We start from the raw sequence: 13,361 nt of genomic DNA, 5'->3' as shown, positions 1-13,361 counted from the left end.
CCACAGCATGGCCAAGCCCACCACTGCCAACGCCAGCCACAGCAGGCGTTGCTCGCGCCGCGGCAAGGCTTGCCAGCGGTTTTGTACCTCGGCCCAGGCGCTCATGGCTGGCCTCCGGCACTGATCAGCCATTGCTCGCCTTGGCGTGTGGCACGCAAGCCCAAGGCTTTGAGCTGCGGCTCAAGCGCGCCACCGCTGCCACCTGCGCCTTTCAAGCGCAATTCATTTGCTTCATATTCAATAGCTGTTAGTGCATATTCTACGGGCGCTACAGCCGAAAATGATGCCAACATAGTCTCCATGTCGGTGCCTGCTGCCGCCCCCGTGGCACGCTGCAAGGCGGCCAATTCGCGTGCCATTTGCAAAGGCGCATCCACCACCACTGGCACTTTGGGAAAGGTGTCTTGCAGCACGGCACGCACGGCCTGGCGTTTGGCGTTCAAGGCGCTTTGCTCACGCAATGCGTAAGCGTTCAGGCCGATCAGGTTCACCAACAACCCCACCACCAGCGCCAGGCGTGCCACCCGCCACTGCGGCGCACGCAAAAATTGACTCCAACCCTGCGCCAGGCGTGCCCAGCGCCGGTCGCGGGCGGCGTGCGCCAGCTCAAACTGCGCCATGTCCCAGGGGGATTGGGCGGCTTGCAACAAGCGCTCAGCATGCGCCACCACTTGCGCGGGACGCTGAAACAGGCGCTCAGCCAGCGCCACCACCGCGGGTTCAGCCAGCAACAGCGCTGGCGGGCGGGCCGCATCTGCCGCCGCGCCAGCGCCTTGCACCCACAGCAGGCTGTGCGTGTTCAAGCCCACCAACAGAGGCGCAGCGGGCAATGGGGTGGCGCCGTCAGGTGCCTGGGCTGCAGGGTGCCCACCCGCCAACAGCGGCTGCTCAGGTTGCCCCAGCACCCACAGCGTGTCTTGCAGGCTTAGCGGGGTGAATTCAGGCACGATGCGGTTGACGGCATGGCCGGCTTGAGCCAACGCGTTCAAGGCCGCTTGGAGCCAAGCTTTGTCACAAGCGGCCACCCACACGGGTGCGGTGGTGCTGGCTTGAGGCTGCAGTGCCAAATGCAGGTGCGCGGGCTCGTCAAGCAACTGGTCTTCAAGCATGCCGTCCAAGATGCTGCGCAAGCGCCCACTGCTGCGCTCGCCGCCCAGGCTGCGCGGCAAGCTGCCGGTGGGCAATTGCAGCCCATGCCACGACAGCGCCTGGCCGGGCACCAAGGCCACCACCTCGTCATGCGCGCTGGGCAGCAGCGCCAACGGCACGCAGCCGTGCGCCAGCACCGTTTGACCATCGGCAGTGAGCACATGGTCAAACAGGGTGGCTGCATCCAGTGGAGCCAGCGGCAGGGAAACGATCAAGGTGGACATGGTTTCAATCAGTATTCATCACAACTCAGCATCCCAACGAACCCGCTGCACCCTGAACGGGGTGGTTAAGCTGGCGCAGAGCGGCTAGGCGGCTTGCAAGCTCAGTCAAAAAGGGCGAAAAACCTGAAGGGTGATTGGTTTTCATTGTAGGGGAGTGCTCTCAATGGCCACCACTTCGCGGCTGCGGCTCAAAGTGGTGACATTGAGCCCATCACGCTGCAACACCGAGCGCTCTTGCAACACCGTGGCGCCCATGCGCAACTGCCCGGTGACGCTGAAAAACCGTGACGCAATGCCGTGCAGATCGGCACCCAGATGCAATTGTGGGTTGGCCAGGCGCTGCTCGGCATCAATCAGGGTGTCAAACGGTTTGTTCTCACGCGACTGCACCCACTGGCGGGCTTGCGCCATGTCAAGCCCGGCCACGCTCGCAGCCAGCACCTCGGGTGCCGCGGTGTTGAGGTTGACCGGGGTGCGCACCGGCAACAGCGTGACAAACGGCTCAAGCGCTTGCAAGGTGTTGGGCGACACCCCCAACCAGGCCAGTTGCGCCACGCTGTGCGGCAGCAAGCTGGCTTTGGCGTTGGGCTTGCTGGTGGGGCTTGTCGCCCTGGCTTGCAGCAGGCCTTGCACCAAGGCATCGAGCTCGGCCTCAGGCAAATGAAGGTGTTTGAACAGACGCACAAAGGCGTCACGGCTGGGCGCGTGTACCTGGTTGGCATTGACCAGGTTGGTCACATTCAAGCGGGCTTGCAGGTCTTGCATGGCACCAGACAAAAAAGCCTCTTGGTCGGGGTCGTTTTCATCTGCCACCAGCGCCTGGCCACGTTCGGCAGCCAAAAAGGTCGACAAGCGAGCCGACTCCAGTGGCACAGCCCAGGGCTCAGAGAGGTGATCAGCACCGCCTTGGCGGGCATCTTCACGCAAAATCAGCCGCGCCCAGTCCAACGCGCCGGTCAGTATCCAGGCCGATTGCACCCGTGTGCGCTGCGCCGACTCCAGCTCAACCCCACGCCACTGCTGCCACATCATGCCCGCGGCCAAAGTGGCCACCAGCACCACGGTCAGCATGGCCATCAAAATGGCCGCGCCGCACTGGCGATGCGCGCCATGCTCAGGGGAACGCTTGAACCGGGCTTTCATGGCGCACCGCCTAACACCGGGCGCACCCAGTCACGGGTGAGCGTGCCGCTGAGCGCATGGCCACCTGGCAATGTCAGCACCAGGCGCACGCCATCGGGCGTGGTGGTGGCAGCGGCAGGCGCTGCGGCGGCACTGCCCGCGGTGGCTTGGGCTGCCCCGGCGCTGGACAGCGGGTTGGTCCAGGCGTTGCCACGGTAAAAAAAGATTTGCCAGGCCTCCAAGGCCACGGTGCGCACTTCACGCAGGCGATCCGCATCGCTGGGGGTTTGCGCCCAAGCTTGGGCGGTTTGCCAGGCCAGGTCAAGCTCGCCGCGGGTACGCAACTCGGGCGAATGCCAGCGCAGCCAATAGCCCTCGCCGTTCTCTGACCGACGTGCCCAGGCCACCACCTGCAAGCCGCCACCGGCATCTGAGCTGCTGTGGCGCAACAGGCGCAGCGCGCGGCCATCCCAGTCCAGGCTGGGGGTGCCAGGCTGCTCGGCCAGGGCATCCAGGTCAGCGCCCCACTGCCCAAGCGTGGCCTGCAGCGCCAGCACCTCGTCGCTGCGCTGCTCCAATTGGGTTTGCGCCCGGCTGATGCCGTCAAGCCCGCGCCAACTCAGCACCGCCATCAGCGCCATCAGGCTGATGGCCACCAGCAGTTCTATCAGGGTGAAACCACGCCATTTAGAACGCATCAGAAGCGCCCCACCACAGTGCTGACGCGCCAAATGGGCACCTCACCGTCTAACACCTGGGCATCCACTCGGCGAAAGTTGGGGTTGGGCGTGGGGCGCACGGTTTGCGCCACGGTCAAATCGCGGCCAGCTTGTTCACAAGCCGCGGTGCTGTCACCCACGCTCGGTAGTTGACGCGCCAGTCGCACCTTGACCAAGGCGTTTTCAGCGCAAATTTGAGCCAGCAGCATGTCGGACTGGCGCAAGGCGTGGCGCGTCATGGCACCGGTGGCTTGCAGACCCGCAGTCAGTGCAATGGCCACAATGCCCAACGCCACCAACACTTCAACCAGCGTGAAGCCGGCCTGCCGCCGCACCATGGGCACAGCCATCCAGGGGCTCAAGGCAGCACCTGCACGGCAAAGGGGCGCACGCCGTCGGTGGCCAAACGCAAGGTTTTGCTCGGCTGGCTGCGCGAGGCCAAAACCACCACTTGGGGCGCAATGATGGGGTCAGATCCCAGCAGCAGGGGTGCAGGTTCTCCACGAATTGACGAAGCAGCTGTTTCGACACTGGCACGGGTGTCGGCATCCAGCCAGGCGGTGGGCAGGTTGGCTTGCGGGTCGGCCAAAGGGGGCAAGCCTTCAAAGCGAAAACCGTTGGCCTGCGGCAGCCAGCGCACCGGCACGCCAGAGAGCTGCGAGCGTGCCCTGGCCGACTCCAGCAGCGCCGACAAGCGCAAGGCTTCACGCTCAAGCTGGCTCTGTGTGCCATCACGCATGGCAAAACCAACACCGGCAGAGCCGATGGCCACAATGGCCAGCACCACCAGCAATTCAAGCAGCGTGAAGCCGCTTGCCGGGCGCACCTGCATCAGGGTTGCCAGCTGCCTACGTCAGCGTTTTTGCCGTCACCACCGGGCTGGCCGTCGGCACCGTAAGACATCACGTCGACCTCGCCTTTGATGCCAGGGTTCAGGTACACATAGGCCTGTCCCCAAGGGTCTTTGGGCAGTTGATCGAGGTAAGTTTTCCAGTTGCCTGGCAGCGGCGCCGCCGTGGGCTTGACCAGCAGCGCTTGCAGGCCTTGCTCGGCTGTGGGGTAACGCTGGTTGTCTAACTTGTAAAGTTTCAGGGCTTGCATCAGGTTGGTGACATCGGTCTTGGCGGCCGTGACACGGGCATCGTCGGCGCGGTCTAGCACGTTGGGCACGATGAGTGCGGCCAGCACACCAATGATGAGCAGCACCACCATGAGTTCGATCAAGGTAAAACCGCGTTGCAGGCGGCGAGAAAAGTGAGTGAAACCAGAGTTCATGGTGTTGATATCTTCCCCAAATAAGCATGAGCACTAAAAATGCGTGACTGAGTTTAGCCAGAAACGCGTTAGAGACTGAATGTTGCAGCGCCTGAGGGTGCGGTGTCTTTGGTGTCGCGGTTTGTTATAGGGATGCTGGCTCGGATGCTGTTGTGGTTACTCTGACGCTGTTGTTGTTTTGGTGGCTCTGGCACGGCGCGGCGGCTGTGTCAGGTGCATGCGGTTTTGGGGGTAAAGCACGCGCGGGGCTGATGGTTCATTAAGCCCAACACCACTTGCGCGCGCATTTACCCCCAAAGCCCGGTCACCTGACCCAACCACCACGCCTTATCTGTGTGGATGCGGCATGGGGTTGAAGACCACAGTGGAGGCTGATTGATCGAGGTAGGGCTGTATGCCGTAGTCACAGTCATAACAAAAATAGTAGCTGCTTATGCATGCCATACATGGTCTACAAGCTGTTTTCTTATAAATATCTGAGTCCAAACCAAGTGAGGTAGGGTGATTGGGTCAGGGGACCGGGCTTTGGGGTGAAATGCGCGCGAAGAAGGTGTTGGCACACTGATCCGTCAGCCCCGCGCGTGCTTTAACCCCAAAACCGCACGCCCCTGACCCAGTCGCCCTGCCGTGTTTCACCCTGAACGCCATCCAGCACAACAGCTTGAACCGCACCTGTGCCCTAGTCCGATAGAAGTCAGTCCATTGGGTACCATAAGATGAAGATGAACCAGAACCCACAGTCAACCAATTTTGGATAATGTCAGCATGAATCTCAAACTTGCCGAACATTGGCCACCACGCCTGATCTCTTTTGTGCTCTGTGCCTTGACTGCAGCCTGTGCTGTGTTTTGGGTGTTGAAAATGAGCAACTCAAGCGCAACCGTGAAAACTGCCACCCCACCGCAAGCGCCAAACGTCATCAACACCGCCAAGCTGGCGCAGTTGCTGGGGGAGCGCACATCTGATTACGCACCCAGCCTGGCTGCCTCGACAACCCAAACCAGCAGCACCTTCAAATTACTGGGCGTGATTGCCCAGGGGCAAGACCATGGGCGGGCCTTGATTGCCACCGGTGACAAACCCGCCAAACCCTACCGGGTGGGTGAGCTGGTCGCGCCGGACATGATGCTCTTGTCGGTACACAGCCGCAGTGTTGAGCTGGGTGCTACCGACAACACCGCGACAAATCTGACACTGAAATTACCTGTGCCGCCCACTGCACGCTAAGGGCTTGTAAAGCAATACCCACTGCCTTGCGCATGCATGCAAAAACATGGAGCGTGTGTGGCAACTGGCAACCACCGGCACGGTCTAAGTCACATTGCCCTTTAGCATCACCCCCATGCACACCAACCCACCTTATCAACTCCATATACAAGTCAAACCACGCTACCTGGCCGCACAGTCGGACCCGTCGCAAGATTTGTATTTTTTTGCCTACACCATCACCATTCGCAACACCGGGCAGCTGGCTGCGCAAGTGATTTCGCGCAGCTGGAATGTCAATGATGCCCATGGCCGCAATGAAAAGGTCAAAGGCTTGGGTGTGGTGGGGCATCAGCCGTTGCTGCAGCCCGGTGAATCTTTTGAATACACCAGCGGCACCCGGCTGCGCACGCCCACCGGCACCATGCACGGCAGTTTCTTTTGTGTCAGTGAAAACGCTGACAAATTTGAGGTGGATGTGCCCATGTTTGTGCTCGATGGCTTGAGCGAACACGGCGACAAACCCACACTTCACTGAACTTATGACCCCACACACTGACCTGTCTGAACTGCTGGATGCCCTTGACCCCCAGGCCGATTTGGCGCATCGCCACCTGTGGCTGATAGACATGTTGAACTGGGTGCGTGGCAGCCGCAACTCGGTGCCACGCACCCTGTCACGCGTGACGCTGCTGCTCGACACACTGCAGCAACGCCCGGCCACGCTTGAGAAACTGCAAAGCTGGTGGCAACTGCTGCTGGGCACGGTGGATGCCACTGCCCTGCTGGCCGACTATGGGTTTTCATCTCGTACCGCTTTCTTGAGTGAACTGGCCGGACGCTTGAGCCAAAAGTGGCTGCCTACCAGCCCGGAAACCACCGATGCAGCGGCGCTGTTTTCGCTGGTGCTGAACGACCCCTTTGATGCCCTGTGGCTCAACGCCTTGGACGACACCACTTTGAACCGATTGGCACAGATGCTGCAGGCGGCTGACTGCAATCGCATGACAGACGGCAGCTGTGCCTGGATTCCTGCCCAATGGCAGCACCACATCACGCCCTGGCAGGCCACCTTGCTCGAAGCCTTGACGTTTTGCACCAGTCAAATTCGCGCCACTGGGTTTTCTCCCGAGCTGCGGCAACGCATGAGCGCACCAGCACGGGAAACTGCACCTTTTCATGCCTTGGCCGCTGATTTTGATGCCCTGCAGTTGGCTTTTTTAGCGCAGCCCCAGCAAGCCAGTGCCGAGCGCACCACTGCATTGGCGCAGTTTTTGGAGCGGCTGGAAGCCTGTCGCCATGCGGCGGCATCGGTCTATACCCACCTGGAGGCTCACGGCATTTCTATCAACCTGGTGTTTCAGTTGCGCCAACTGCGCACCCGGGTGTTGCGCATCCGCGCCCTGCTGGACTGCCTGCTGTCTGACACCCCGCAGCGCCACACCGCCCAGTTGTTGGCGCACCTGGTGCAGGTGGGGCAAGAGCGCCGCAGCGTGCGGGCGCTGATCACCGCCAACTCATCCATGCTGGCCGCTAAAGTAGCCGAGCGCAGCTCGGAAACGGGTGAGCACTACATCACCCGCACCCGAGGCGAATATTTTCAAATGCTGCGCGATGCGGCAGGCGGTGGCGCAGTGATGTCGCTCACCACGCTGTTTAAATTTGCCGTGCTGTCGCTGAGCCTGTCGGCTTTTTGGAGCGGTTTTTATGCCGGCATGAATTACGCCTTGAGCTTTGTGCTGATTCAGCTGCTGCATTACACAGTAGCCACCAAACAGCCGGCCATGACAGCGCCGGCCATGGCTGCCAAGCTCAAAGACCTGGGCTCTGCCCACGCCATTGAGGGGTTTGTGGATGAAGTCTCGCACTTGGTGCGCTCGCAAGTGGCAGCGGTGGTGGGCAACTTGGCGCTGGTGGCTCCCACTGTGCTGCTGCTCAGTGCTGCCATGTGGTGGCTGTTTGGCGCGCCCATGATTGACGCCAAAGAGTCCGAACATGTGTTGCACAGCCTGGATGTGCGTGGCCCCACGTTGCTGTTTGCAGCGCTCACCGGCGTGCTGCTGTTTGCATCGAGCATTCTGGCGGGTTGGACAGAAAACTGGTTTGTGCTCAACAAACTGGACTCTGCCATTCGCTTTCATCCACGCTTGACGCGCTGGCTGGCGCCCGAGCGGGCGCAGCGCTGGGCCAACTTTATGCGCCACAACATCTCTGGCCTGGCAGCCAACATTTCATTGGGTTTGATGCTGGGGCTGGTGCCCGCCTTTGCCACTTTTTTTGGGCTTGATCTTGAGGTGCGCCACGTCACGCTCTCCACCGGCCAGCTGGCTGCAGCAGCGGGCCACATGGGCACTGCACTGCTGACGCAAGGCATTTTTTGGTGGTGTGTGTTGGGCATTTTGCTCACTGGCGTGCTCAATGTGGGGGTGAGTTTTTACTTGGCGTTTGTGCTGGCGCTGCGCGCACACAACGTCTCGGGGGTGGAGCGCCGCCGCATTGGGCAAGCCATTCGCCAGCGCGCGCGCACCCAGCTGCGCAGCTTCTTCTGGCCGGCTCCCGAGGCCCAGCCAACCCCAAAAAATGACACGCATGGCGGGTGAATTTGATCTGATCAAGCGCTATTTCACGCGCCCAAGCCGCCGCGCCGCGCTGGGTGTGGGTGACGACTGCGCCCTGCTGCAGCCCACCCCAGGCCACCAACTGGCCATTTCCAGTGACATGCTGGTGCAGGGGCGCCACTTCTTTGCCGATGTCAACCCTCGCACCCTGGGCCACAAAGCCTTGGCGGTGAACTTAAGTGACCTGGCAGCGTGCGGCGCCCAACCCCTGGCGTTCACCCTGGCGCTGGCGCTGCCCGAGGTGAACGAGCCTTGGCTGGCCGCCTTTTCTGAAGGCCTGTTTACCCTAGCAGATGCCCATGCATGTGAGTTGATCGGTGGCGACACCACCCGCGGGCCGCTGAACATTTGCATCACCGTGTTTGGCGAAGTGCCGGTGGCGCATGGTCACACCCAGGCCTTGCTGCGCAGTGGCGCTTGCGCCGGTGACGATTTGTACGTGAGTGGCAGCATTGGCGACGCACGGTTGGCGCTAGACGCACTGCTTGGCCGCATCACCCTGCCGGATGATGTGCTGCTTGCAACGCGCGCGCGACTCGAAACCCCTACCCCACGCGTGGCACTGGGCCTGGCGCTGCGCGGCATCGCCAGTGCGGCCATCGACATCAGCGACGGCCTGCTTGGCGACCTGGGGCACATGCTGGAACTGTCCCACTTGGGAGCCACAGTTTGGGCTGATGATGCTATTCAATCAATAGCTGCTTACGCAAATTCAATAAGCGCTAGAGACGTATTTGATATAAATTTTTCTATGTCCTACTGGTACCACCTGGCACTGGCTGGCGGCGATGACTACGAACTGCTGTTCACCGCCTCGCCAGCGCAGCGCAGCGCCGTGGCCGCTGCTGCGGCAGGCTGCCAAACGCCCGTGCGCCGCATCGGCCAGATGGAGGCCACGCCTGGCTTGCGCGTGCTGGACGCCCAAGGCCAACCCCTGCCCCACACCTTTGCCTCGTTTGACCACTTCGCTGACTGATCTGGCGACATCCTTGTTGAACTGATCGCCCGTGGAAACTCGAAGAACATCTATCGTGCTGCACTGCAACATTACAGCATCTGTGTGACAAATCAACGCAACGGTTTGATCTGTTGAGGTGCATGAATTGTGTTCAGGTCACTTGAAACGTAGACTCGGAAAGTCAATGGAACAACTCATAATTTCAAGGTTTTGTGATGAACACAGTGCATCTTTCAAGGCTGATCTCACCCATCAAGTGGTCACTGCTTGGCGCCATGCTGGCCACCCACTTGGCCAGCTTTGCCGCAGAACCCACGCTTGCCTACACCGTGAAGAGCGGTGACGAGCTGATCAAAATGGCCGAGGCCTCCTTTACCAACGTCGAAGGTTGGAAACAGGTGGCCGAAGTGAATCGACTGAAAAACCCCAACGCGATTCACCCAGGGCAGGTGTTGCAAATTCCAATGGGTTTGCTGAAAACACGTGCCCAGCCCGCCCAACTGGTCAGCAGCTCGGGCGACGTGCGTGTGGCGGGTGAACGGGTGTCAGCGGGCAGCTTCATCCAGGAAGGGGCAGAGCTGCAAACTGGTGCAAATGCCTCGGCGCAGTTGCTGCTGCCCGACCAAAGCCGCGTGACCCTGATGCCCAACACCACGGCGCGCCTGACCACCAGCCAGATGATTGATTTCGGCAAATTTGACGCCAACCGCCCGCCCAACCCCAATTGGTTCACCGGCTTGATCAGCCTCAGCCGCGGCGCACTGGATGTGTTGGCCTCCAAGTTGCCCAAGCGCACCACACCGCTGAGGGTCGAAACCCCAACCTCGGTGGTCGGTGTGCGCGGCACCGTGTTTCGGGTGGCCTATGAAGACCCCAGCCTGCAAAACGCCCGCACCGAAGTGCTGGACGGCTTGGTTCGGGCTGACAACGCGGCTCAAAAAACTGGCGCAGACTTGCCCAAAGGCACTGGCACGGTGTTGAACCCAAGCGTGCAGCGCATCAAAGTGTCGCCCTTGCTCAAAGCCCCTAAGCTCACCACTGCAGTGGTGCACAAGCCTCAAGCAAGCTGGCCCGTGCCCAGCCTGACCGGTGCCCAGCGTTTTCGGGTGCAGGTCTCTGGCTTTCAAGATTTCAGCAACATCGTGCACGAGCAGGTGGTGGCTCTCCATGGACAGGCAGATTTCTCGGGTTTGCCCAATGGGCTGTGGCACTTGCGCGTGCGCGGCATTGATGCTGACACCTTGGAAGGCTTCAACGCCATGACCCAGTTACAGGTGCTCTTGCCACAAGACGCCCATGCCCCAACGGCGCAGTGGCAAGCAGTCAACCCACGTCTTCAGGTGGCAGATGGCAAACCTGTGCTGCAACTTGACGCACTGGGGCTGGACGCCAGCCACATCGTGCTCGCCAGCATCCATCTCAACCATCAGCCCTATGTACGGGTGGTCAAGGCCTTGGTCAACCCGGTGGCGGCGGTCATCAGCTTGCCGCTGGATGGGCTCGATGTTGCGCAAGCCCATTGGGTCAATTTCACTGTGACCCAGGCTGATGGTGCGCTGTTGAGCCCTGCCAGTTACCGCTTGGAAGGCTTATCGACCGGCACGTTGAAGTGGACACCCTTGGCCAGCCCACTGACGCAAAGTTCACAAAAATCCAAGCCATCAAAAGGCAAAACCAAACGTCAACGAAGCGCTACGGTATGAGCAGACGGCGGTGGTCCGACTCAATCCACCATTTTCCAAACCAGCGCCAAGCCCAGCGCCCACAAGTCCACGCCATCTGCGGCGCGGGTCAGTTGAAACGACTGGTGCTCTGCTTTGGCTTCACGCTGGGCTTTCACGCGATCACGCTCCACCATCACCAGTGCATCGGCCAGCTCTGGCATGTGAAGCGAACCCGCCTGACTGGTGGCCTTGGCGTAGCCTTGCAACGCGCGCTCAACCGCCTGCGGGTCGAGCAATGAAAACGCGGCACGGCAGTAGGGACATGCGGCGTCTTTGCGCAGGTCTACCGGTGCGCCGCAACTGTTGCAGTAAATCACCGCCACCCGCTGTGCCAGATCAGCCACCTCCGGTTGCGTGAGCTGGCGCACAAAGCCTTTTTCGATCATGAAACTGCTGAACACGCTGAAGCGCCCGTGGCGCTTGGGACAGCGGTAAGTGATGTAGCGGCCGCTTTTGACCACGTCAAACCCCTGTGCCAGGCTGGCGGTGCAATGCGGGCAAGCCAGTTTGTGCGCCAAGGCCTGGCGGGCATCGTCACGGTGCGCGTGCAGCAGCCGAAACAGCTCAACCACTGCAGCCGGTGTGAGTTTCAGATTCTCAAGCGGATCAAACCAGATGCCATGGCACGCAAAACACAAGTCCAACAGCACCGGCGCACCCGAGACGCTTGGCAGCGAATGCTTTTCCATGGGTGCATGACACGATGGACAGGAATGAATGTTGGACATGACGCATCAGCTCAGAATAAAAAAAGACACACAGGCGTTCACCTGTGTGTCAATCATAGAGCTTGAAAAAGTTACCGGGCGCAGCCGATTTGGGACTCTGGCACGCCCAGCTTTTTCAAAATGATGCCCAACGGGCAAAAATTGGTAAAGCCAGACTGAAACAGGTTAGCCCCCACAAACGCGGTGAAAGCCAGCGCCCATTTGCTGACAAACAAGGGGCTACCCTCCACCCCCAGCGCCAATGAGATCATGATGAACATGCCCGCAAAAACCAAAATATAACGTTGAACAGTCAAGATAAACCCCTTGTTAAAAAATCACTTGTTGAGTCGATTCACACCCAGCAGGCCCATGATGTATTTCTCATAAATCGGCTCGGAGGTGCCCTTTTTCAGCTTGCGCATGAAATATTTTTCGTAGGCAATTTTGGCCAGGTGCACCCATTTGCCTTTTTTAAACCAGTTCACGTTGCGTGGAGGAATTTGCGGCAAGGCCACAAACGCAGCACCGGTGTCGCCCATGTCGGCCAGGCACACCGCGTTCCAGGTGCCTTTGGCATCGGCTGGCTGGCCAGCAAGTTCAGCCGCAATGTTGTGGCAAATGGCAGTCATCATGCTCTCAATCATGTAGCCTGTTTTTGGCGTACCAGTGGCCACCGGGGTCACTTCGACCGGCGGGATGGCGACACAGACACCGGCCGAGAAAATGTTTTTGTAAGCCTTGCTGCGCTGGAATTCATCAATCAACACAAAGCCGCGCGGGTTACACAGGTTGGGCACGGCGGCCACTGGCGGCACGCCTTTGAATGAGGGCAGCATCATGGCCATTTTGAAGGCCACTTCATGGTCTTTGAGCACAGCACCCTGGTCGGTGATTTCGGTCACAAACATCTTGCCTTCTTCCACCTTAGTGGTTTTGGCATTGGTGATCCATTTGATGTGGCGGTTGCGCATTTCAGACTCCAGCATCGACTTGCTGTCGCCCACCCCACCCAAGCCCAGGTGGCCAATGTAAGGCTCGCTGGTGACAAACGTCATGGGGACTTTGCTGCGCAGCTTGCGGCGGCGCAAATCGGTGTCCACCACCATGGCAAATTCATAAGCCGGGCCAAAGCAGCTGGCACCTGGCATGGCACCAATCACGATGGGGCCCGGGTTTTTCAAAAATTCTTCGTAATTGGCAAAAAACTCTTGCGCGTGATCCACATGGCAAATGGAGTGGGTAAATCCGCCGCCGCCAGACTTGACTGGACCGGCGCCTGGCACTTCGTCAAACGCCAGCAGGGGGCCGGTGGCAATGATCAGGTAGTCGTAAGGTAACGTTTGGCCGTCAATCAGGGTGAGCTTGTTGCCAGGGGCATCAATTTGGGTGACTTCTTTGGCAATGAAGCCAATTTTTTTGCGCTCTAAATAAGGTGCAATCGGCAAGGTCACCGTTTCACGGTCACGCCAGCCCACGCCCACCCAGGGGTTGCTGGGGACAAATTGGAAGTAGTCGGTTTTGTTGACCACTGTGATTTTGTGCTCGGCTGAAAGTGCCTCGCGCAATTCATATGCGGCGGGCATGCCGCCAATACCAGCACCCAGAATGACGATGTGAGCCATGTCTTGTCTCCTGCAAAAATAAAAGTTAGAAAGT

General features: G+C 59.8%; 14 protein-coding genes. 5 read left to right on the top strand and 9 right to left on the bottom strand.

The genetic code is table 11. From position 1 onward, the window contains the following. Positions 1 to 101: 101 nt before the first annotated feature. From gspL to gspG, 6 genes are all read right to left on the bottom strand, one after another. Positions 102 to 1,373, bottom strand: a complete 1,272-nt coding sequence (gene gspL / locus PHT20_RS12365) for a type II secretion system protein GspL (protein WP_301020747.1) — start codon at positions 1,371 to 1,373, stop codon at positions 102 to 104. A 141-nt stretch (positions 1,374 to 1,514) separates the two neighbouring features. Next, complete coding sequence (gspK, locus tag PHT20_RS12360) at positions 1,515 to 2,516, bottom strand: type II secretion system minor pseudopilin GspK (protein ID WP_301020746.1); 1,002 nt, start codon at positions 2,514 to 2,516, stop codon at positions 1,515 to 1,517. Then, a complete protein-coding gene (locus PHT20_RS12355; RefSeq protein ID WP_301020745.1) occupies positions 2,513 to 3,193 on the bottom strand; it encodes a prepilin-type N-terminal cleavage/methylation domain-containing protein in 681 nt (226 codons plus the stop codon). The genes gspK and PHT20_RS12355 overlap by 4 nt, the downstream gene beginning before the upstream one ends. Beyond that, positions 3,193 to 3,564: a type II secretion system minor pseudopilin GspI gene (gene gspI, locus PHT20_RS12350; RefSeq protein WP_301020750.1), complete on the bottom strand. Its 372-nt coding sequence runs from the start codon at positions 3,562 to 3,564 to the stop codon at positions 3,193 to 3,195. Before gspI ends, PHT20_RS12355 begins: the two co-directional genes overlap by 1 nt. Positions 3,565 to 3,572: 8 nt before the next feature. Further along, complete coding sequence (locus PHT20_RS12345) at positions 3,573 to 4,046, bottom strand: prepilin-type N-terminal cleavage/methylation domain-containing protein (RefSeq protein WP_301020744.1); 474 nt, start codon at positions 4,044 to 4,046, stop codon at positions 3,573 to 3,575. After that, positions 4,046 to 4,489: a type II secretion system major pseudopilin GspG gene (gene gspG, locus PHT20_RS12340; RefSeq protein WP_301020743.1), complete on the bottom strand. Its 444-nt coding sequence runs from the start codon at positions 4,487 to 4,489 to the stop codon at positions 4,046 to 4,048. Before gspG ends, PHT20_RS12345 begins: the two co-directional genes overlap by 1 nt. 765 nt (positions 4,490 to 5,254) lie before the next feature. On the opposite strand from gspG, the gene PHT20_RS12335 reads away from it, so the two are divergent. From PHT20_RS12335 to PHT20_RS12315, 5 genes are all read left to right on the top strand, one after another. Continuing rightward, complete coding sequence (locus PHT20_RS12335; protein ID WP_300088119.1) at positions 5,255 to 5,716, top strand: type II secretion system protein N; 462 nt, start codon at positions 5,255 to 5,257, stop codon at positions 5,714 to 5,716. Between the two features lie 115 nt (positions 5,717 to 5,831). Next, on the top strand, positions 5,832 to 6,233 hold the full coding sequence (gene apaG, locus PHT20_RS12330) for a Co2+/Mg2+ efflux protein ApaG (protein WP_301020742.1): 402 nt from the start codon (positions 5,832 to 5,834) through the stop codon (positions 6,231 to 6,233). A gap of 4 nt (positions 6,234 to 6,237) precedes the next feature. Next, entirely contained in the window at positions 6,238 to 8,295 is a 2,058-nt protein-coding gene (locus tag PHT20_RS12325; protein ID WP_301020741.1) for a site-specific recombinase, read from the top strand. After that, positions 8,285 to 9,289 (top strand): thiamine-phosphate kinase, encoded by a 1,005-nt coding sequence (thiL, locus tag PHT20_RS12320; protein ID WP_301020740.1) that lies wholly within the window; start codon positions 8,285 to 8,287, stop codon positions 9,287 to 9,289. The genes PHT20_RS12325 and thiL overlap by 11 nt, the downstream gene beginning before the upstream one ends. A 197-nt stretch (positions 9,290 to 9,486) precedes the next feature. Next, positions 9,487 to 10,974 carry a FecR domain-containing protein gene (locus tag PHT20_RS12315; RefSeq protein WP_301020739.1) on the top strand — a complete coding sequence of 496 codons (1,488 nt, stop codon included), beginning with the start codon at positions 9,487 to 9,489 and terminating at the stop codon, positions 10,972 to 10,974. A gap of 20 nt (positions 10,975 to 10,994) precedes the next feature. Here PHT20_RS12315 and PHT20_RS12310 read toward each other — a convergent pair whose 3' ends face one another. The 3 genes from PHT20_RS12310 to PHT20_RS12300 form a co-directional block, all read right to left on the bottom strand. Beyond that, positions 10,995 to 11,723 (bottom strand): zf-TFIIB domain-containing protein, encoded by a 729-nt coding sequence (locus PHT20_RS12310; protein ID WP_301020738.1) that lies wholly within the window; start codon positions 11,721 to 11,723, stop codon positions 10,995 to 10,997. 71 nt (positions 11,724 to 11,794) lie between these two features. Beyond that, positions 11,795 to 12,019 carry a DUF2892 domain-containing protein gene (locus PHT20_RS12305; RefSeq protein WP_301020737.1) on the bottom strand — a complete coding sequence of 75 codons (225 nt, stop codon included), beginning with the start codon at positions 12,017 to 12,019 and terminating at the stop codon, positions 11,795 to 11,797. A 21-nt stretch (positions 12,020 to 12,040) separates the two neighbouring features. Continuing rightward, entirely contained in the window at positions 12,041 to 13,327 is a 1,287-nt protein-coding gene (locus tag PHT20_RS12300; protein WP_301020736.1) for an FAD-dependent oxidoreductase, read from the bottom strand. Between the last annotated feature and the right edge of the window lie 34 nt (positions 13,328 to 13,361).

This window comes from Rhodoferax sp., from assembly GCF_028715765.1.
In the GTDB taxonomy this organism is placed as follows: Bacteria; Pseudomonadota; Gammaproteobacteria; order Burkholderiales; family Burkholderiaceae_C; genus Rhodoferax.
The sequence above is the reverse complement of the archived record's forward strand: the minus strand, read 5'-3'. Positions and strand labels throughout refer to the sequence as shown.